At 67.5% G+C, this 18,799-nt stretch carries 19 protein-coding genes and 4 pseudogenes; 11 read left to right on the forward strand and 12 right to left on the reverse strand.

Annotation, left to right across the window (positions count from 1 at the left end; translation table 11 throughout):
- Positions 1-1,334: 1,334 nt before the first annotated feature.
- Complete coding sequence (locus ABZ904_RS46350; protein ID WP_361002519.1) at positions 1,335-2,504, reverse strand: thiolase family protein; 1,170 nt, start codon at positions 2,502-2,504, stop codon at positions 1,335-1,337.
- Positions 2,505-2,800: 296 nt separating this feature from the next.
- Here ABZ904_RS46350 and ABZ904_RS46355 point away from each other — a divergent pair, with 296 nt between their 5' ends.
- On the forward strand, positions 2,801-3,280 hold the full coding sequence (locus ABZ904_RS46355) for a helix-turn-helix domain-containing protein (protein WP_361002522.1): 480 nt from the start codon (positions 2,801-2,803) through the stop codon (positions 3,278-3,280).
- 516 nt (positions 3,281-3,796) lie between these two features.
- Positions 3,797-3,970: a hypothetical protein gene (locus tag ABZ904_RS46360; protein ID WP_361002525.1), complete on the forward strand. Its 174-nt coding sequence runs from the start codon at positions 3,797-3,799 to the stop codon at positions 3,968-3,970.
- Between the two features lie 138 nt (positions 3,971-4,108).
- Here the strand turns inward: ABZ904_RS46360 and ABZ904_RS46365 are convergent, their stop codons facing one another.
- Positions 4,109-4,510 (reverse strand): hypothetical protein, encoded by a 402-nt coding sequence (locus ABZ904_RS46365; protein WP_361830190.1) that lies wholly within the window; start codon positions 4,508-4,510, stop codon positions 4,109-4,111.
- 97 nt (positions 4,511-4,607) lie between these two features.
- On the reverse strand, positions 4,608-4,838 hold the full coding sequence (locus ABZ904_RS46370; RefSeq protein WP_359410671.1) for a hypothetical protein: 231 nt from the start codon (positions 4,836-4,838) through the stop codon (positions 4,608-4,610).
- Between the two features lie 203 nt (positions 4,839-5,041).
- On the opposite strand from ABZ904_RS46370, the gene ABZ904_RS46375 reads away from it, so the two are divergent.
- On the forward strand, positions 5,042-5,812 hold the full coding sequence (locus tag ABZ904_RS46375) for a glucose 1-dehydrogenase (protein WP_359410672.1): 771 nt from the start codon (positions 5,042-5,044) through the stop codon (positions 5,810-5,812).
- A gap of 116 nt (positions 5,813-5,928) precedes the next feature.
- Positions 5,929-6,114 carry a hypothetical protein gene (locus tag ABZ904_RS46380; protein ID WP_361002531.1) on the forward strand — a complete coding sequence of 62 codons (186 nt, stop codon included), beginning with the start codon at positions 5,929-5,931 and terminating at the stop codon, positions 6,112-6,114.
- Positions 6,115-6,234: 120 nt separating this feature from the next.
- Here the strand turns inward: ABZ904_RS46380 and ABZ904_RS46385 are convergent, their stop codons facing one another.
- Entirely contained in the window at positions 6,235-8,394 is a 2,160-nt protein-coding gene (locus ABZ904_RS46385; protein ID WP_361830176.1) for a transposase, read from the reverse strand.
- Positions 8,395-8,654: 260 nt separating this feature from the next.
- Between ABZ904_RS46385 and ABZ904_RS46390 the strand changes: the two are divergent.
- Positions 8,655-8,801 (forward strand): annotated as a pseudogene (locus tag ABZ904_RS46390) (transposase family protein); the annotation flags it as partial.
- 34 nt (positions 8,802-8,835) lie between these two features.
- Here the strand turns inward: ABZ904_RS46390 and ABZ904_RS46395 are convergent.
- From ABZ904_RS46395 to ABZ904_RS46410, 4 genes and pseudogenes are all read right to left on the reverse strand, one after another.
- Positions 8,836-9,144: pseudogene (locus ABZ904_RS46395) on the reverse strand (transposase); the annotation flags it as partial.
- 25 nt (positions 9,145-9,169) lie between these two features.
- A pseudogene (locus ABZ904_RS46400) lies at positions 9,170-9,490 on the reverse strand (nuclear transport factor 2 family protein); the annotation flags it as partial.
- Between the two features lie 125 nt (positions 9,491-9,615).
- On the reverse strand, positions 9,616-10,191 hold the full coding sequence (locus tag ABZ904_RS46405; protein ID WP_361830178.1) for a YdeI/OmpD-associated family protein: 576 nt from the start codon (positions 10,189-10,191) through the stop codon (positions 9,616-9,618).
- A 331-nt stretch (positions 10,192-10,522) separates the two neighbouring features.
- A pseudogene (locus ABZ904_RS46410) lies at positions 10,523-10,819 on the reverse strand (amino acid transporter); the annotation flags it as partial.
- 169 nt (positions 10,820-10,988) lie between these two features.
- On the opposite strand from ABZ904_RS46410, the gene ABZ904_RS46415 reads away from it, so the two are divergent.
- Entirely contained in the window at positions 10,989-11,429 is a 441-nt protein-coding gene (locus ABZ904_RS46415; RefSeq protein WP_359410676.1) for a hypothetical protein, read from the forward strand.
- A gap of 314 nt (positions 11,430-11,743) precedes the next feature.
- On the opposite strand, the gene ABZ904_RS46420 is transcribed toward ABZ904_RS46415, so the two are convergent.
- Positions 11,744-12,313 (reverse strand): DUF2218 domain-containing protein, encoded by a 570-nt coding sequence (locus ABZ904_RS46420; RefSeq protein WP_361002546.1) that lies wholly within the window; start codon positions 12,311-12,313, stop codon positions 11,744-11,746.
- Positions 12,314-12,558: 245 nt separating this feature from the next.
- Complete coding sequence (locus ABZ904_RS46425; RefSeq protein ID WP_361002548.1) at positions 12,559-13,182, reverse strand: class I SAM-dependent methyltransferase; 624 nt, start codon at positions 13,180-13,182, stop codon at positions 12,559-12,561.
- 136 nt (positions 13,183-13,318) lie between these two features.
- On the opposite strand from ABZ904_RS46425, the gene ABZ904_RS46430 reads away from it, so the two are divergent.
- The 3 genes from ABZ904_RS46430 to ABZ904_RS46440 all read left to right on the forward strand — a co-directional run bounded on the left by ABZ904_RS46430 (position 13,319) and on the right by ABZ904_RS46440 (position 16,063).
- Entirely contained in the window at positions 13,319-13,894 is a 576-nt protein-coding gene (locus tag ABZ904_RS46430) for a TetR/AcrR family transcriptional regulator (protein ID WP_359408795.1), read from the forward strand.
- A 396-nt stretch (positions 13,895-14,290) separates the two neighbouring features.
- Positions 14,291-14,434: a hypothetical protein gene (locus ABZ904_RS46435; protein ID WP_361002554.1), complete on the forward strand. Its 144-nt coding sequence runs from the start codon at positions 14,291-14,293 to the stop codon at positions 14,432-14,434.
- Between the two features lie 408 nt (positions 14,435-14,842).
- Complete coding sequence (locus ABZ904_RS46440; RefSeq protein ID WP_361830182.1) at positions 14,843-16,063, forward strand: S53 family peptidase; 1,221 nt, start codon at positions 14,843-14,845, stop codon at positions 16,061-16,063.
- 202 nt (positions 16,064-16,265) lie between these two features.
- Here the strand turns inward: ABZ904_RS46440 and ABZ904_RS46445 are convergent, their stop codons facing one another.
- Positions 16,266-16,811 carry a hypothetical protein gene (locus ABZ904_RS46445; protein ID WP_361830184.1) on the reverse strand — a complete coding sequence of 182 codons (546 nt, stop codon included), beginning with the start codon at positions 16,809-16,811 and terminating at the stop codon, positions 16,266-16,268.
- On the opposite strand from ABZ904_RS46445, the gene ABZ904_RS46450 reads away from it, so the two are divergent.
- Positions 16,810-16,956 (forward strand): hypothetical protein, encoded by a 147-nt coding sequence (locus tag ABZ904_RS46450; RefSeq protein ID WP_359408803.1) that lies wholly within the window; start codon positions 16,810-16,812, stop codon positions 16,954-16,956. The genes ABZ904_RS46445 and ABZ904_RS46450 overlap by 2 nt on opposite strands.
- 54 nt (positions 16,957-17,010) lie before the next feature.
- Here ABZ904_RS46450 and ABZ904_RS46455 read toward each other — a convergent pair whose 3' ends face one another.
- Positions 17,011-18,183: a TIGR03118 family protein gene (locus tag ABZ904_RS46455; protein ID WP_361830186.1), complete on the reverse strand. Its 1,173-nt coding sequence runs from the start codon at positions 18,181-18,183 to the stop codon at positions 17,011-17,013.
- A 363-nt stretch (positions 18,184-18,546) separates the two neighbouring features.
- Between ABZ904_RS46455 and ABZ904_RS46460 the strand changes: the two genes are divergently transcribed.
- Positions 18,547-18,798 (forward strand): helix-turn-helix domain-containing protein, encoded by a 252-nt coding sequence (locus ABZ904_RS46460; protein WP_361830188.1) that lies wholly within the window; start codon positions 18,547-18,549, stop codon positions 18,796-18,798.
- The last annotated feature ends 1 nt before the right edge of the window (position 18,799 follow it).

Raw genomic sequence — 18,799 nt, forward strand, 5'->3', positions numbered from 1 at the left:
CACCAGTCGCCCCTGTGCCGGCGCGCCGCTCTTCAGCACGTCGCCCAGCATCGCCTCCACGTCACCGGGTGCGGAAAGGTCGTATACGTCGGTGAGATGTCGACCCGTGACCTGTTCGGAGGGCACTTCGCAAAAGCGGGCGGGTGAGGTTGATCCGCAGGATCCGCAGCTCCGTATCCAAGATCAGTAGATCTGTGAGGGACTGACGGAACAGAGCTTCCAGTACGGCAGCGTCACGGAACAGAGCTTTCAGTACTGCGGCGTCCACGACGGGCGAGATGGCTTCGTTGTGCGCCACGGCAACCCACCTCCACTACCCAGACTGCTCCCGGCTCCCCTGCGCCGCTCCCACGCTCGCGAGACGTGTCGGCCGTCAGGGCTCTGGGCGGCTGGCCTGCCTGCTCAGTTCGGGTCGTTGTCCAGTCTCATTCGATCTTGCAGTAGGCGTGCTGCCGACCTGCGGTGTGACAGGTTCGAGTGAGACTTCGCGGACCTGCTTGGAGGTGGCTTCGCTGCCGATGGCTGGGACAGTCCGGGCATCTCATCGATCATGTCATCGGCAACTGGGGGTGGTCTCGCCAGTGCGGTGAGGCGAACAGGCTGGTGAGAACGAACGGCTTCGGGATAGGTGACCAGTTCGATCCGGGCCTCGGAGGGACGGTGGGGATCACCGAACTGGTCCTCGTCCAGCACGTCGAGTCGGTGGTTCCAAATCCGAGACCCCCGGCGGAGTCCCACCACCCACCCCCCAGGACCCGTACACCACCCATGGCACGACCATCACGAATGCCGTGAGACAAGCCGCATGGAACGAGACATCAGGCACCCCAGAGGGTGACCGCACCCTCGTCACCAGCCACCGAACGTGAAAGTGGAGGCCGCCCCGTCAGATTGGGAGACTGGTCCATGCTCAGCGAGACGGGGCAGTCGTCATCTGAGTGTGTCGGAGGTGCGTCGCGAACACCGAGAGACAATGAGAAAGAGCGGGACCCAGTGAGACTGGGTCCCGCTCTCTCGTGTCGGCATCCGCCCAGGTCAGCTACCGAATTCAGTAGGTCCCCCGGCTCGCGTCGCACGTGAGCGACTATTCAACGATGCCTCAACCACCATGAGGCCGCGGTGATGATGGCCGCTCCGGCTGTGCAGAGACGTCCCAGATGATCAGGCCCTTCGCATCGGCCTGGTTCACCCAACGCGTACCTGCTGTGATCCGGCAGATGCCCAACCGCGTGAAGCCACCGCACGCGCACCCTGGCCGTCCCCCACGGGCACCCGTCGATCCCTGGACAGGTACCTCGTCGGTCCGCCGGACGTGCACGCACTCGGACACTCCGTCAGACTGCCTCCAGCACCATCGCGTTGGCGAGTCCGCCCGCCTCGCACATCGTCTGCAGGGCGTAGCGGGCGCCGCGGTCGCGCATCGCGTGGACCAGGGTGGTCGTCAGGCGGGTGCCGCTCGCGCCGAGGGGGTGGCCGATGGCGATCGCGCCGCCGTGCACGTTGACCTTGGCGAGGTCGGCGCCGGTCTCCTGCTCCCAGGCCAGGACCACGCTGGAGAAGGCCTCGTTGACCTCGAACAGATCGATGTCGTCGAGCCGCAGGTTCGCCCTACGTAGCACCTTCTCGGTCGCCGGGATGACGCCGGTGAGCATCAGTAGCGGGTCGGAGCCGGTGACGGCGAAGCTGTGCAGGCGGGCGAGGGGGCGCAGTCCGAGGCGGGCCGCGGTCTCGCTGGAGGTGATCAGGACGGCCGAGGCGCCGTCGTTGATGGGGCTGGCGTTGCCCGCGGTGACGTTCCACTCGATCTGCGGGAAGCGCTCGCCGAGGCCGGGGTCGAAGTAGGCGGGCTTGAGGCCGGCCAGGATCTCCGGGGTGCTGCCGGGTCGCACGCACTCGTCGCGGGTGACGCCCTCCAGGGGCACGGTCTCGGCATCGAACAGGCCGGCGTCCCAGGCGGCGGCCGCCTTGTGGTGCGAGGAGACGGCGAAGGCGTCCATCCGCTCGCGCGTGATGGACCACTTGGCGGCGATGAGTTCGGCGCTGATGCCCTGCCGGACAAGGCCCTCGGGGTAGCGCTCGGCGACTCCGGGGCCGAAGGGGTCCTTGCCGACGGGCACGTTGGACCCCATCGGCACTCGGCTCATCGACTCGACGCCACAGGCGACGACCAGGTCGTACGCGCCCGAGATGACACCTTGCGCGGCGAAGTGCACCGCCTGCTGGGATGAGCCGCACTGGCGGTCAACCGTGGTCGCCGGGACCGTCTCGGGGAAGCCCGCCGACAGCACGGCGTGCCGGGTGGTGTTCCTGGCCTGCTCGCCGACCTGGCTGACGGTGCCGCCGATGACGTCGTCGATGAGGGCGGGATCGACGCCGGAGCGCTCGACGAGGGTGCGCAGGGTGTGGGCGAGGAGCTCCACGGGATGGACGTGCGCGAGGGCGCCGTTCGGCTTGCCCTTGCCTATGGGCGTGCGTACGGCTTCGACGATGACTGCGTCACGCATGGTGCGGGTCTCCTTGGCCGCCGGGGCGACGACAGGGCCGCCCGGCACGATTACCGGTGAGTAGGTAGGGAAAGCGGTCGGTCGGGACGCGTTTGGTCAGAGCCTGCGCATCCGCCTCGGGCTTCTTCGACGCTGCGGCCGCTGGCTGGCCCGAGCCGCCGCCACGGCTGAGGTGCACACCGAATGCCGACGTCGCCAGACCAGGGTGCTTTGAAAATCCAAGCATCGTGGGCATGGCGCCAGCCAAGCACAGGGTGATTTGGAAATCAAACCCCGCCCCGGGTGATACTGGGGCCGTGACCAAGCGCATCGATCCCCGGGACATGGCCGGGCGCCCCTGCTCGCTCGCCGCCGCTCTGCAGATCGTCGGCGACAGATGGGCCCTGCCGGCGATCCGCGAGGTCATGCTCGGCAACCACCGGTTCCGGCAGATCGCCAGGAACACCGGCGCCCCCACGGATCGCCTGGCCGCGCGCCTGAAGGGGCTGGTCGAGAGCGGCGTCCTCGAACGGCGCCCGCTGCCGGACGACGCACGCCACAGCGGCTACTACCTGACGGAGGCGGGGCGCGATCTGGGGGCCATCACCCGCGAGCTCATCGGCTGGGGCGACCGCTGGGTCGTCACCGCGCCGCCTAGCCGGATCCGTCACCGGGACCATGAACTCGTCACCCACACGGTCTGCGAGACCTGCGGCGAGCAGGTCCACGGCGAGGACATCCACCGAGACGAGCTGATCCCCGGCTGGGACCCGTCCGGCCCGGTGCAAGCCCCGTAGACCGTGCGATGGTCGTCGATCCCGCCCCGGAACGGGCGTGTGACCTCGGCGCGGTCGTCGGCCCGGAAAGTCTCGCGGATCCGGAGCGCAATCAAAGTTGGGCTTGCAAATGGGCTCTGAGCAGCAGGTTCCTTGATCGCGGGAGGTGTGCGGTGCCCTCCTGTATCGCAGATAGTGCGTATCGAACAGGGGGCGGAACCGTAATGGGGCCACGGCGCGCCCTCGTGAAAGACAGAGCAGATCGGAAGTCGCCTCCGGCTCCTGCGCCTATTGAGAGGCCGGCTTCGCCGGTGGGCTGTAACACCCCTCCTGGGTTTTGCAGCCGTCCGTGACCGAACCGCCCGGACACCTGCACTTTGAGCTGTCCGGGCTGGTCCCCGCCGACCTCGGCGGTCAGCCGCACACCGTCAGCCGCATTGTCCGGTTGACCACCGAGGACGTCATCGACGATGGTGACGCGATCACTGTCCGGCTCGGCACCCCCCATCGCCCCTGCCCGGTCCCGTCGCTGACCTCGTGCGGGGCTACCTGGCGGAACAGCCCGGCCTCGACCGGGCCAGCAGCCGCAGCACGGTCTGGCTCTTCCCCGGCCGGCAACCTGGGCAGCCGATGCGCCAGGGCCGTCTGCTCGACCAGCTCCGGGCCGCCGGAGTGCCCACCCAGCGGGGCTGGGTCGCAGCGCTCCGGTAACTCGTGCTCCAAGCCCCCGCTTCCGTCGTCGCCCGGGCACCCGGCTACCACGACAGGACCACCACCCGCCTCGTCGCCGAAGCCGGCGGAACCTCCAGCCGGTACGCCCCGGGCGATCACTAGGCCGCAGTCGCGTGCTTACGCAGGATCCGACAAGCCGTGCTTGTCCTCGACATGGACGACACGCAATTCGGTGCCGTCCTGATGGCGCTTGGAACGTCCGCACAGTCCGACAGCGAAGTCCTCTTGACCACTGGGTTCATCGGGCCCGACATACGTGAGGACGTCCTGGTGGTGACCGGTGACCACCCATCCATCGGCACCCTTGACGTTGATCACTCCGAAGTCACCCGCCGGAGAGCCTGCATGAACAGGACCGAACTCACCGAGGATCTTCGTGGCCTGCTCAGCAAGGTCACCATCGGGGCTCGTCAGCACTACACAGGTGCCATGTTCGAACAGCACCCACGACTTGCGGGGGTCGGTGAGAAGGCGCTTCCAGGCGTCGACGAGTATCTCGGTGTTCATGGCAAGCATCATGCCGCAGAACACCGACACACAGTCACGGCCGTCTGATGCCATCCACGCATACGCGACACCTCAACATGCGAGCCCACCAGTCAACCGCCGGATCCCGTCAGGCGTCCAAGATCATCCCGTAGCGGGTTTCTGGCGTATCCGTGTCATGTCCCGAGAACTTCTCCACGCCTTCCAGTCGGCGGCGTAGGAGTCGCGGCTGTGCTGCGGCCGGTTGCCCTCGACGTGCGGGGTCGCGTCGCGGGTCGATGTCGGCGAGCCGAGCCTCCGTGGCGGCGTCGAGCTGACGGGGTGTGGTGCTCGGCGTGACCGAGAGATCCGTGTTCGTCATGCTCTCCCCTGGAGGCCGGTGACTTGCGTGCGAGTCCCAACTCCGTTGCGTCGGCACCGACTTGGTGGCGCAGGACTGACAGTGGCGGGGTTACCTTCGTGGATACGCGCGCCCCCGGTCGGTGGCGCGTCCGGTTCGCTGACCGGAATTTCCGGAGGGGTATGCGAGGTACCCCTCACCCCTGATAAGGAGTCGAAAGGCACATGGTGGATTCATTGCTGGTGGGCAAGAGCGCGCTCATCACCGGTGCGGCGCAGGGCATCGGCGCAGCGATCGCGCAGTTGTTCGCCGCGCAGGGCGCCAAGGTCGTGATCGCCGACATCAACGAGGACGGCGGGAAGGCAACGGCCGCCACGATCACCAAGGATGGCGGGGAAGCGCAGTTCGTTCGGGCCGACGTCACCTCGGCGGCCGACCTCGACGCGGCGGTCCAGGCGACCGTTGCCGCCTACGGCAGGCTGGACATCGCGATCAACAACGCGGGCATCGAGGAACAGGGCGGCGCGCCGCTGCACGAGCTCACCGAAGAGACGTGGGACAAGTTGGTATCGGTGAACCTCAAGGGCGTCTGGCTGTCCATGAAGGCCGAGATCACCCAGATGCTGGCCCAGGGCGGGGGCACGATTGTCAACATGGCTTCCATCGCCGGGATGGTCGGCCTGCCGCTGGGCATCGCTGACTACTCGGCGGCCAAGGGTGGCGTGGTCGCGCTGACGCGCACAGCGGCCATCGAGTACGTCAAGCAGGGCATCCGCATCAACGCCGTGTGCCCGGGTGTCGTGCGCACCGCGCTGCTCGACCAGGCGATCAACGCGGGCATGTTCACCGAACCGGAGGCGGCCGCGCTGCACCCGACCGGTGTGCTGATCAATCCCGAGGACGTCGCCCAGACGTTCCTGTATCTGGCCTCCGACGTGTCGAAGCACGTCACCGGGCACGCCCTGCCGGTCGACGCGGGCATGGCGGCTGGCTGACGCCTGGCCCGGCGCTAACCTGGGCCCGCGAGCATGTTCCCTTCGTCCGCACCGAGGACCATCCGGTCACTGGACATCTGCCGCCGCTGACCACACTGGAGGAGACGAACCTGGTATTGGCCGCCATCCAGCACCTGACCGCGCACGAGGCCGCCCCCGCCGAGTGGGCCGCGCTCTACGACCGGAAGGCCGCCCTGCTGGAGCGCATCGCCGCCGAGGACGACCGACCCGAGGCCGCCGAACAGGCCGACGACGCTCGTGCCCGAGCCGCACAACTCCGGGACCAGGGCGACGTGGGATGAACGCCCTTCCTGAACATGGACTACCGGGCCAGAGCGGCGAAACACCCGCCCTGGCCCGCGGCGTTCATCAACCGATGCGTTCCTGACGCCCGGTTAGGTGATCGTTCACGACACCTCCTCCTAAGAGCCATCACGTAATGCTGTGATGTCCGCCCGATGTCTGTGCGGGGCTGGCATGGCTGGGTGGCGTGCCAGCTCCGTGCAGCCGGCTGTTCCGACGTGGGCCTTGTGCCGCTCGTTGGCGGGTCGGGTCTCATTCGGGGTAAGTCCGGTACCGGGTGGTGGTGTTTTGTCGAGCAGAGGCCCGCGGCGGGAAGCATCCGGCTTGTGGGCTGCCGCGTGGGTGCGGCCCCGGCTGAGGCGGTCACCGCGCTGCGGTTGACTCGACAGGGCTTCTTGCAGCCCTTGATGGAACACGATCTGTGTGTGGCGCGCCTGGACTGTGTCCAGGCGTGCGGTGCTTGGGTCGTCGGGGTCGGTGAGGTGGACGTGGGCGCAGAGGGCGGCGGAGACCTTGTCTCGGTCGCCGGTCAGCCCGCAGGCGGGGCAGTGGTGGATTCGGTCGGCGAGGGTTTTGGGAACGCGCTCGCCGCAGAAGCAGGCCTGGGAGAGTTTGGTGGTGAAGGTGGAGGCCCGGAGCATCCGCCCGCCGGTCTTCTCGCATTCCCGGCCCATAGCGGTGATGAGCCGTCCGGGTGTGGTGGCCTGCAGCGCTTTGCCCCACCTGCGGTACCAGGCGCGGATGTCGCAGTCCTCGACGATCAGGTTCGCGCCGTGGTCGGCGGTGATGTCTTCGGCGATGCGGCGGGCGCCGTGGTCTTTTGCCGCAGCCTGCGTGGCGGCGGCTTCGGCAAGGCGAGCCCGGTTGAGCCGGTAGCCGGCTGACAGGCTGTCGCGCCGGTAGGGCTGCTTGGGCACCCCAGCCTTGTTCGCTGCCCTTGCCCCGCCGGGCGTTTCGATGGTCCGTGCGGGCAGGCCCGCGGCCTGGCGCCGTTCGGCCCGGGCTTGTTGGCGTTTCGACGGCTGGTACTGGCCGGGGTTGGACGCTCGGCGGGAGCGGTCGAGGGCGCGTCTGCGGCCGCGGTCCTTGTGGCGGGCTTTCGCCAGCGCGGCAAGCTCCGCGTCGCTGGGCTCGATGCGGGTTGTTTCGACGTCGCCGTCGGCGGGGTCGAAGGTGTTGGGGAAGGAGACGATGGAGAGGTTGGAGACGTTGCCGTCGATGCCACCGACCCGCTCGAGTGCGGTCGCCGCCGTGCGGCGGGCCTTCGTGGCGGGGGACGCGTAGCCGCCGGTCAGGACCATCAGGTGGGCTTCGTACGCCCACCCGCCCGGCGCTGAGGTGTCGCGGCGGCGCACGAGGTCGATCTTGTGCCAGGTGTCGGGATTGGTCAGGAAGTGCACCAGGCGCGGCCAGCGGCCCGAACCCGAGGGCAGGCGGACGGGCAGGACCAGGTCACCACGACGTGAACCGGCGCCGCCGGTGAACACGACGGCCAAAGGCCCGGTGTGGTCCCACCACGTCGCGGCCCGCGTCTTCGTCGTATCCTTCGCCGTCACCTCGCCCGTCTGAATACGTCCCGTAGGGCGCATAGGAGCAGGCAGGTGCCGAGGCTGCTCGAGCACCCCGGTCCCTGCAGGAAGCGCGGCAGCCTGCTCCGGGGTGGTGACCATACGGTCGAGGTTGCGGTTGCGGTAGGTGTCCAGGTGCCCGGCCAGGGTGCCGTGCAGCCGGAAGGTCTCCCACTTCCGCGAGGTGGTGTGGGAGCGGGCGCGGCCTGCGATGGAGGTGTAGTCCCACCACCGGCCCGCGCGGGGCCGGCCGTACCTGCGGCCGGCAGAGTCCGGGAACAGATGCCGGCTCACGGAAGTCTCGAAGACCTCGTCGGCCTGGTGCATCACCAGTGCTTTGGTGACGTGATGGGCGAGGTGCCTGGAGTTTTCCATGTGCCGGTAGGCGCGGCGTTCCATCCCTTCCCGGGACAGACCCAGCTGAAGCCGCCAGACTCTCGCGTCCCTCTCGCGGCGGACATCGCCAGCCCAGTACGCGTCGACGGCGTCCCGCGCGTCACGCTGCAGTGCGCGTTTGACGGACCACATCGCCGAGAACAGACCCTCGGTCCGGTGCCGGATGCCGGGATCGTGGACATCGAGCGGCAGACGGATCACCGCAAGCTCGAAGTCCGCGCCTCGCGTCCAGCGCTTCCCCTTGTTCTTTCCCCGGTATCGACGAGCAGGAGCAGCATCGAAGGAGGCCGCGGTGTCACGCAGTTGTGTGGTCACCGATGCTCCACCTCCTTCTTCGCCTCATGCCGGACGCCGTCACCTGTCCGCAGTTTGACCAGCACGGCAACCAACGCCAGGCTACAAGACCCCACTGACAACACCCCGTGCCACGAGGGGACTTCGGCCTACACGATGGCCTTCACGCACCCCTGTCTTGCCCGCTGCACGTCGCCGACCTTCATGCCTGGACACCACTGACCGGGCCGCACATGCAGCACCTCATCGAGCAGCTGTGGGAGCTCGCACCCGATACGGGCCGCGGTAGGCCCTGGTCACTGCCGTTCGCCGACCGGACCCTCCTCGTTGTTCTGGCCTACCGGACCAACCTCACCATGCAGCAACTCGGCTTCGGTGTCTCCCACGCCGCCGCCCACCGGGTCATGACTCGGCTCGCCCAACCGCTCGCCGAGCTCCTCGGACCACCGACTGACCGGCGGGAAGGCGCCATTCGCCTCGGGCTCCGTCCTTGCCGCGCAGGAGTAGCTGGCGGCCGTTCTGGCAGGTCATGATCTGGCCGAAGACGGGTTCGACGATGGCTCTTCGGCGGCTTTAGGCGGACCGTCCGGGCTTGGTCCGCAGCTTGCGGGCCATGCGCTCCTTCAATGTCGCGTCCTTGGAGATGCGTCCGCGGGTGCGGACGGGACCTGTTCGTGGGCGAGTCGGCCGATAGCCATGAATGTGTCGGTGCCGCAGGCAAGTTGGCGCTCTTTTGGCGGCTTCCAGATTGGCCTCGGAGCAGTAGCCGGCAGTTGAGTGAAGATATGCCCCACAGCTCGGCGATGCGGCCGTCCTGTACCCGGAAGATCTCCAACATCGAGGGAGGAGCCTGTTCCTCAACACCCGCCGGGATGCCGTGCAGGGTCGTGCGGACTGCGGCTTTGTCTACGTCCACGAGCATGTTCTCGACGATGATCTGGAAGTCGGGAAGCGTGGTGTGGAGCCCGCTCCACGCCTTCAAAACGCTGTCGAGGCCAACGGTGCCCAGAGGGTGACTCACGAAGTCGGTGGAGAAGATCGTCTCTGCCGCCGTGAGGTCACGGGCGTTGAACGCCTCATACACCCGCTGAGCGATGGCTCTTACGTCGCCTGTCATCTCGCGCTTCCCGTCCGGAACATGGGTGTGGATCAGCTTATGAGAAGAACGGCAGCGGACCTGCGCGAGTCGAGCGGTCCGGGGCCGGTGCTCCGTGACTGCCGAAGCGGCCCAGGGCGGTGGCCTCAGGGGTAGAGCTTCTTCTGCTCGGCCAGCATCGCTACATACTTCTCAATCCGTCGCACCCGGGTCTCGGGCTTCTTGACGTCCCGGACGCGGTACAGGATCGCGTAGCGGTTCTGGCCGTCCAGCGTCGCGAAGAACTCCGCCGCGGCCGGGTTCGCCGCGAGGGCCTCGGCCAGATCGTCCGGCACCGAGGCGCTCTTCGCCCCGTCGTACGCGGCGTCCCAACGGCCATCCGCCTTGGCGAGCTCGACCTCGGCCAGCCCGGGCGGCTGCATGCGCCCTTGTTCGAGTAGGGCCGCGACCTTATCGCGGTTTACCTTCGACCACTTGCTGTTCGGCTTGCGTGGCGTGAACCGCTGCAGCCAGTTCCAGTCGTCGAACTTGCCCTTCTGTCCGTCGATCCAGCCGTAGCAAAGTGCCACATCGAGGGCCTGCGCGTAGTCCAGAGCCACGACGCCGCGGACCTTCTTCCTGAGCTTCAGCCAGATCCCGGGAGAGGAGGAGTGGTGTTCACTCAGCCAGGACTCGAAGGCCTCGGCGGATTCGAACGAAATGATTTCTAGGTCGTCAGCCACCTCAGCAGTGAACCACGCGCCGGCTGATCGCCACGGCGCATTCGCACGGCCGTGGAGTGATGACCACCTGGTCCGGGCCGAGATGCTGCAACACGCTCCGGTTCTGCCGTGTGTAGGTGCCCTTAGCGCAGCAGCCTACGCCGCACCGCCAAAGCGGCCACCAGCCAACCCTGGTGCTGTCAAGCATCTAGAACCGCTCGTCCATCCCCGCCGCACCACTGTGTCGTCTCGACCGGCTCGAACTCGAACACTCCATCCCCACCACGCACACCGAGAGCGTCCCGCACGAACGATCACGAACCCCATGAGTACTGCTTACTGACCCGCGCTCCTAGCCGACGTGGACCCGGGGACGGCGCCTCGGATCGGGTTCGGCGCGGCGTAGCACCTCGCGGGTGACCGGGGCGACCTCGCCGTCCCCGAACACCAGGAAGCCCAGCAGGTGGCTGATCGGACCGCCCTCGGTCCAGTTGAAGTAGGCGTGCGGCACCTCGCCGGTGCGTTCGCGCAGCTCCATCAGGACGGCCGCGATGGTGTTGGGCACCGTCGCGCCCGTCACGCGCAGTCTGCGCACCCCGTGCTTCTCGTCGCCGTGGACAGCCAGATCGGCGGTGAAGTCCGAGGAGTCTGCCGCCGGCGTGGCACGCGGAGGCGGTGACGTCACGAGATCGTCACACCGCCAGGTGCAGGCCTTGGCGGCTGAACAGTACGCGCATGCGATCACTGACGGCTGTAGGAAGCGTGGTGGGAACCGATCTATCCAGAGCCGCGTCCAACGGCCAGGAAGAGGGTACGGCGTGACAGGTCAGAGCAACGCTCGTCGTCGCTGTGTGGCGGCTGTTTCGGTCCGCCCGTGGCTCATCGCGGTAGCGGCTACGCCCTTGCTGGCTGCCGGTTGTGGCATGTCGGGCGATCCAGTCAAGGAAGGTTGGGCGTCTAGAACTGAGTTTTCAAGCTGTGGCGACGTGAGCTTGGTCCAGGGCGAAGAAATAAAGCAGAAGGCGGTGCGGGAAATCGCCTGCCTCCGAGGAGCCCTCAAGAGCGGCAAGAGCGCAGAATTGAAGGTGACTTATCCTACTAAGGAGGGTGATCCGATTCGCGAGTACTACCGTTTGACGGCGCAAGGCAGGCTTGAGGTGTACACCGACAGTACGGACGACCGCTACTCGGACCGGAAGTGGTCGTTCGCTAAGTGCTATACGCCGGAATGGTTGATTGAGATTTCCTGTGATCAGTGACCAGATCAACTGCCGATCGCCCTCTCGACTGTGCAGGTGAGCGAACTGCCGACTGGATAAATCCCGTTTGTCGTACGTGTTGATGAGGTGTTGCCGCACCACCGAGCGGCGAGCAGGATCAACAGTCTTGAAATCTGCCGGCTCAGCCTTCCCAGGTTTGAATCCTGGCGCCGCCACGCTAGTGGGAATCGGTCCCTGACCAGCAAGTTTGGTCAGGGGCTGGTCTCTTTTCTGACCCCTGTGGTTATCCGCCGCTCCCCGTGGTTCCCCGCCTCTTCGGGCACGGGGCGGGCACGGTTGATCGTGGCGCCCTGTCACTCCTTGATCGTCACCGTGTCGGCCCCCGGTTGGGTTGCCGTCGGTGGTGTGGTGGGAGGGTGTCGCCTCGTCCAGGGGAGCCTGACCGTCTTGCCGCGACGGATGGCGAAGCGCGCCAGGAGGACGTGGCCACCCATGAAGACGACCTTGAGAAGGACAAGCGCAAGGACGGCATTGACGCCCCACTCGGTCCATGCCGACGCGGCCAGCGCGGCACCGAAGAATCCCATGTGTCCGGCGACGACCAGTGCGCCCCCCACTGTCATGGCTATCGCCTTGCCGTGTCCTCGGGCCCTGTTGGGGCCTGCTTTCGAAGGGGGGATGGGACCTGCGGCCTCGCCGGGTGGGTCTTCAGGTCCTTCCGGCCGACGCCAGGTCACCGTCAACCCGTCGCGACGGCCGATCTTCTCGAGGCGATCGGTGATGCCGTTCTGGAGCCGCCGCAGGGTGTCCTCGTCGTTGGCGTCGACGCGCAGCGTCAAGGCGTCGGAGGCGGCATGCAGGGTGCACAGACCACCTGTGAAGCGGATGGTTCCGTAGGTGTCGGAGTAGTCGACGTGCTCCACCCGCGGCGGCCTGTGCCCGCCATTGTTAGGTTGACCGCCGGCCTGTCGGGTGGGCTGTTGATGGAGCCTCCCACCCATACGACCGAGATGGCCGCAGAGTTGGGCGAGGTACCGGCCGGCGCGGTCGGTCGCGACGCAGGCTTCAGCAAGCGGCATGAAGCATCCTTCTTTTCGGCGCCCCGCGGGGCGGGTACCTTCGGCGCGGGTATCGACGGGTTTCCAGGGGGCGAAGGCCTGCGGGAGGTTCAGATCCTGGTGAGGGCAGCGCGCCAGCCGCGGATGCCCTCGGGGTGGACGGGCAGGGTGCTGTCAACGGTGGCGGCGTCGATGGTGTCGACCCGCCACCCGTCGGCGAACGCTGTGCGGATCTCCTGTGGCGCCACCCGGAGCGCGCTCCCGGATGCGGGCAGCGGCTCGTCGCGGAAGCAGAGCAGGAAGCAGCGCCCGCCGGGCTTCACCGCGGCGCACAGGCTCTCGACGAATGCCTCACGGTCTTGACCACGGAAGCCGTGGAAGACCAGGGAGGCCAGGATCACGTCGAAGGTCTCGCCGAGGCCGGCCAGAAGCCGGGCGTCGTGGCGCAGGAATCGCGCGGTCAGGCCGCGTTCTTCGGCCTTCTTCGCCGCGAATTCCAGGGCCCTGGGAGCGAGGTCGATGCCGGTGGCGTCCAGGCCGAGTCGGGCGGCCATCAGCGCGTGCTCTCCGGTGCCGCAGCCGACATCTAGCACCCGGCCGTAGACGCCGCCCGCGTCGGCCAGTGCTTGGAAGGCGGGCTGAGGACGGCCGATGTCCCATGGTGGCGGGCCGGCATACAGATCGTCGAGCTGGTGTGGGGCGGCTGCACCGGGATGGTGCGGTGAGACGGACATGGCGTCCTCCCTGCATAGGGGTCGGCCGGACCACGCACGGGTCCGAGGCCGTAGGGTGTGCCGCCAGAGTTATCGATACACAGTGTCTCTGTCAATCCATGGTGTATTGATGTCGTCGGCTCGTACACTGCGTGGTGTGCCGAAGCTGTGGAACGAGACGATCGAGGAGCACCGCCGCGCGGTACGGGAGGCGGTGCTCAAAGTCACTGCGGCCCTGGTGGCCGAGCACGGCCTGCGCGGGGTGACGATGTCCCGCATCGCCGAAGGAACTGGTATCGGCCGGGCGACGCTGTACAAGTACTTCCCGGACGTCGAATCGATCATGACGGCGTGGCACGAGCGGCAGATCGCCGATCATCTGCATGAACTCGCCGCCTTGGGTGACCGCCCCGGCAGCGCAGGAGAGCGTCTCACGGCGGTCCTGGACGCCTACGCTTTCATCCAGCGGCGGCGCCACGGCCACGACGCAGAGATCGGTGCCGTACTGCATCGAGGCGACCACGTCGCGCACGCCGAGAAGCATTTGCGCACGTTCGTCAGTGACCTGCTCGCCGAAGGGGTGGCCGCCGGTGAGGTGCGGGACGACGTGGCTCCTGACGAGCTTGCCGCCTACTGCATGCACGCCCTGGCTGCGGCGGCCGGGCTGACATCCGAGGCCGCAGTGCGCAGGCTCGTCCAGGTCACGGTGGACGGGCTGCGCCCCTCCCGCTGACGGTACGGCACCCGGACTGGGGGCAGGCCTCTGCTGTGACCCGGCCTTGGCGTGTCATGGCCGGTGATACATGAAGCAGAATCGCGGCCGAGGTCGGCGGAGTTTCAATGACCCGGTCAAGCGCCGCTGCCTGGGGCTTGGAGCACTAGTTTGGAAGACGCCGCATGCGGGGGACCGCTGACCTGGCGACTCCGTGACCTGGTCCGGAGCGACGTTTGCGCCGCTGTTCCCCGTGAGTCCCTGCTATGCCCCTCCGGGACGGCACGCAACGGGCATGGGGCATCTTCGTCCCGAAACTATCGGCTGGACGGCCATTACGGTCCAGGACGCTGGTCGGACAGCCGTAGAGGGTCGTTGGCGGCCATGTTCGGATTCGATGGTTGCTGTACTTCGCTGTTGTACTGCAACCGTTTCGGCGGCCGGTTCTTCGCCGCCCGCCCGCTGGTCGCCATGGCGCTCAGCCGGTGGGGTCACATCCTGCTCCCCATTGTCCTGATCGCCATCGGCCCGCTGATCCTCATCGAGGGCGGCGCTCCGTAGCGGCTGGCTGAAGTAGGCGCGTAGGGGTCGGCGCGGCGACTCGCGGCAATGCCATTACTGAAGGCTTCTCATCCCGAGCGCCAGGCGTCTCCTGCCAGTGCCTGCGCGGACGCGGGCGGGGACCCAATGGTCTGGTTCGGACTGGGGACCATCGACTGAACCCCGGGTGAACCGTCTCCTGGGTCGGTCAAGCCATGGTCGAGCCGACCTTCAGTCACGACTCACCCAAGAACAACACATGAACATCTCAGGAAAGGCAAAGGAACGTCCTTGCCTCAACTTGCATCTTGTTGACGTGGCCCCGACATCCATACGGTCTGCGCGATCACGGCGCACACCCCGCGTCGAGGTCGTACCGCGCACCCCCCACAGCCCTTCCCGGTTCACCCACCATGTGGAGGACGTACGTTGCGCAGAACCGTATCCCTCACCGCCGTGGCCACGCTCGCCACGGCCGCCCTCGCCTTGGCCGTCCCCGTCGGCCAGGCGGCCCAGGCCACCGCCTCCCCGTCCCATGGCGTCACCGTCGCCCACGCCTGCGCCGCCCCGACGAAGAACGGCGATATGGCCTGCAACGCCCTGCAGGTCACCTCAGGCAACCCGAAGTCGGCACTCGCCGAAAACGACCTGACCGCGGCCGCCGCTCCCTCCGGCTACGGCCCCGCCTCGCTCCAGGCGGCGTACAACCTGCCCTCCGCGACAGGCGGTTCGGGCCAGACGGTGGCGATCGTCGACGCCTACGACGACCCGAACGCCGAGTCCGACCTCGCCGTCTACCGCTCCCAGTACGGCCTGTCCGCCTGCACCACTGCCAACGGCTGCTTCAAGAAGGTGGACCAGAACGGCGGCACCAGCTACCCGCGCGGCGACTCCGGCTGGGCCGAGGAGATCTCCCTCGACCTCGACATGGTCAGCGCGGCCTGCCCCAACTGCAAGATCCTGCTGGTGGAAGCCAAGACTCCGACCATGACCAACCTCGGCACGGCCGTGAACACCGCAGTCACGCTGGGCGCGAAGTTCGTCTCCAACAGCTACGGCGGCTCCGAGTCCTCCAGCGACTCGACCTACGACTCCAACTACTTCAACCACCCGGGCGTCGCCATCACCGTCTCCTCCGGCGACAACGGCTACGGCGTCGAGTACCCCGCTGCCTCCAAGTACGTGACGGCCGTGGGCGGTACGTCCCTGAAGGCCGCCACGAACTCCCGCGGCTGGACCGACACGGTGTGGAGCGGAGCGGGCTCCGGCTGCTCCACGTACGACGCCAAGCCCAGCTGGCAGAAGGACACCGGCTGCGCCAACCGCACCGTGGCGGACGTCTCGGCGGTCGCCGACCCGAACACCGGCGTCGCGGTCTACGACACCTATCGCTCGGCCACCGGCTGGATGGTCTTCGGCGGCACCAGCGCCTCATCCCCGCTGATCGCGGCGACCTACGCACTGGGCGGAGCCCCGTCCGCCGGCTCCTATCCGGCGTCCTTCCCGTACGCGCACACCTCGGCGCTGTACGACGTCACCAGCGGCTCCAACGGCAGCTGCGGCGGCTCCTACCTCTGCACCGGCACCACCGGGTACGACGGCCCGTCCGGGCTCGGCGTCCCGAACGGCACCGCCGCGTTCACCGGCTGAACTTCTCTGTGAGGTAAGCCCGTTGATCGTGTGCGCTGCGCGGATGACCACCGTCGCCTTGTTGCGGCACTCCTCGTCCTCCGCCACGGGGTCGGAGTCGGCGACTATGTCGGCTCCGGCCTTTCGTACGAACTCCTGCTCGGCTGCTGATCGTTGACGGGGCCCGGCGCGGTACTGGCGAGTGTGGCCGGTGCATCTACCACTACTTGTGCTTCCCGCTGCCCTTGTCGCCGTTCTTGCCGGCCGCGTTGCCCACGCCACCATGGTCGTTGCCGGAGGCGCCGACGTTCCCCGCCGTGCCCTTGCCGGGATCCGTGGCGCCCGCACTGGATTTGCCCGGCTTGCTCGGCGCGGCTGCCGCCCTCGCCAGCTGATCGGTGCAGTACGCGGCGACCTTATCCTTCCCGCCTGCGGCGGCGGCGAGCCTCTGCCAGACCGTCGCCTTGAGCGCCTTGCCACGGTCCTTGACCTGTTCGTAGGCGCGGCAATGGGCCTCGGTGTCCTTCGCAGTCGCCGGACGCTTTGCCCGTCCGAGGCCGCCGGAGGCCGCCGACGAGGTTCCACCGCCCGGTCGGTCCGAGGCGACCGCCGGCGGGCGGGCGGTACCCCGGCGGGCACCGTCAGAGGACAAGCCGGCCCAGCCGATGGCCGCCACCGCGGCGATCGCGTCGGCCCAAGCCGACGTGAAGTGCTCCGTCGTGCCCGCATCGTTGTGTGGTGCTCCGCAGAACAGCTGGTAGGTAGCCATGACGAGCACGGCCCCATCGCTTTCCCTGCCTACGCTCGCCAGGCGCACCGGCCAGTGGGGCACCGAGCCGTTGTCCGACAACCCGGACTTCGACCTGATGGAGGCCTTCACGACCGGCGAGGGCGAGAGGCCGTGGCCGGGGTAGCTGCTCGCCCGGCGGGTGTAGCCGCCGGGCGAGCACTCGAGCTGCGGTGACAGGTCACTTCTCGGCGCGCAGGGTTCCGAGCAGCCCGTGCTCCTCGTCTTCGATTCCCGCGGCGAACCAGACGCTCTCCTCGCCGGCGGACTGGTCGGTGCCGCGCTGCAACCCCCACAGGCCGGGGATCACGATCGGCTCACCCTTGCGGTCCCTTACCGTGCCCTCGAACCGGCCGGTCTTCAAGTCAAAGGCGTGGATGCGACCGTCTCCGAAGTTGCCGACGAGCAGGTCACCGGAGAACTTCCCGAATCCCTTGGGCGCTGTTTCGAGACCCCAGGGCGAATTGAGCGGCCTCCGGCTCGCGAAGCGCTTGAGCAGCCTGCCCTCGGTGCTGAACACGTCGATGAAGCCGTTGCCCGCCCCGGGGACGTCGTCCTCCTTATTGGCGTCCTGCTTCGCGTACGTCACGAAGATCTTCTCGCCGATCTTCTTGATGCCGAACGGCGCAAAGCGGCGGGGGAGGTGCGGGTCCTGGAACCGGTGGTCAGGCGGCAGCAGGTCGAAATTCGTGTCGAAGCTGTCGACGCGGGCGTCATGGAAGTTTGCGACGAGGATGCGCGGCTCGTCACACTTGCCGCCTTTCTTGCCTCTTTTATCCCTCTTGTTGTGATCCTTGTCCTTCTTCTCGCCCGGCACCAGCGCCAGGCCCTTGAAAACGGCGTTGGGCTCGAACGCGACCTGGACGGCGCGCGAACTCACGTCAGGGTTGAACGCGAACAGGGCGCCGCCCTCTCCCGCGAAGAGGAACCGGGCGGGGCCGGACTTTCCGTCATCTTTGAAGCGGAAGTTGTCGGTGTCGTTGCGCACGACCCCGGTCGGAGCGGCGCCCTCGACGAACGGCACGACCAGCGGGGTGATGTTGACCGGCTGGTTGTCCAGGGCGCCTGAGTAGGCCGTGGCCTTGTCGGAGCCGTTGTCCGATACGAGGATCTCGCCAGTGGTCTTGGGGACCATGCCCCAGGGGTTGACCAAGTTCGGGTCGGTCTTCTCCGCCCTGCCCGGGATGTCGGAGACGAGGTCGCGCTCCCGGAAGCCGTGATTGGCCTTGTGCGGCGTGTGTCCCATCCTGGGTGGCGCGGCGGCGACCGCGCCGACCGTACCCAGGGTCAGCACAACCGCCGTCAGCCGCCGCAGGCCGGGGCGGGGCTTACGGGCCGTTGCTTGTGATGCCATGCAGATGCTCCTGTTTCAGTCTGTAGCGTCGCCCCGGCTTTTGGGGGCGAGGTTGGCCTGTACCGAAAGACCTCCGAACCGGACACGCTGCGCATCGGCCAGATGGCCGAGCGGTCTGCACTCTCGCGGGTTAAAGGCCGCTACGGGACAGCCCTTGGGCGAGGCCGCTGCATGGTTCTGACTCGTCCGAAAGGCTGAGCCGCACAGGCCGGGATGTGCATCCGTGCTGCCCTCAACGGTTGCCGTCGAGGGGCATGCACGAAGGGCACGGTTGAGGCCGTTGGCGTACCCGATACGAAAACACCCCCTCCGGAAGATCTTGAGTTCTAGCGGTCATCGCAACACCCGACCTTCGGGAACGCGATGGCCTTTGAGATCCGCAAGATCCGAGCACCGCAGGGATGCAAGAAGCTGGCTCGTGAGCGGGAGGAATACTTCCGGCTCATGGATCAAGGTGTGAGCAGTCGGGAAGCGTGTCGGATCGTCGGTATCAACCGGCGTACCGGCAAGCGGTGGCGCAACGGCACCAATCCAACGCAGAAACGACCCGCTCAGCCCGCACACAGAGTGCGGGGGGAGGGGGGGGGTGTTTATGGTGATATAAACGGAGGTTAAC

It is taken from the genome of Streptomyces sp. NPDC046900, assembly GCF_040644975.1.
Taxonomy (GTDB): domain Bacteria; phylum Actinomycetota; class Actinomycetes; order Streptomycetales; family Streptomycetaceae; genus Streptomyces.

Bases quoted from the DNA above. Each gene is read 5' to 3' on its own strand.
- ABZ904_RS46350 (WP_361002519.1), bottom strand. From the start codon at position 2,504: ATGCGTGACGCAGTCATCGTCGAAGCCGTACGCACGCCCATAGGCAAG.
- ABZ904_RS46450 (WP_359408803.1), top strand. From the start codon at position 16,810: ATGACGAGCACGGCCCCATCGCTTTCCCTGCCTACGCTCGCCAGGCGC.
- ABZ904_RS46460 (WP_361830188.1), top strand. From the start codon at position 18,547: ATGGCCTTTGAGATCCGCAAGATCCGAGCACCGCAGGGATGCAAGAAG.
- ABZ904_RS46365 (WP_361830190.1), bottom strand. From the start codon at position 4,510: ATGATGCTTGCCATGAACACCGAGATACTCGTCGACGCCTGGAAGCGC.
- ABZ904_RS46445 (WP_361830184.1), bottom strand. From the start codon at position 16,811: ATGGCTACCTACCAGCTGTTCTGCGGAGCACCACACAACGATGCGGGC.
- ABZ904_RS46370 (WP_359410671.1), bottom strand. From the start codon at position 4,838: ATGACGAACACGGATCTCTCGGTCACGCCGAGCACCACACCCCGTCAG.
- ABZ904_RS46455 (WP_361830186.1), bottom strand. From the start codon at position 18,183: ATGGCATCACAAGCAACGGCCCGTAAGCCCCGCCCCGGCCTGCGGCGG.
- ABZ904_RS46425 (WP_361002548.1), bottom strand. From the start codon at position 13,182: ATGTCCGTCTCACCGCACCATCCCGGTGCAGCCGCCCCACACCAGCTC.
- ABZ904_RS46375 (WP_359410672.1), top strand. From the start codon at position 5,042: ATGGTGGATTCATTGCTGGTGGGCAAGAGCGCGCTCATCACCGGTGCG.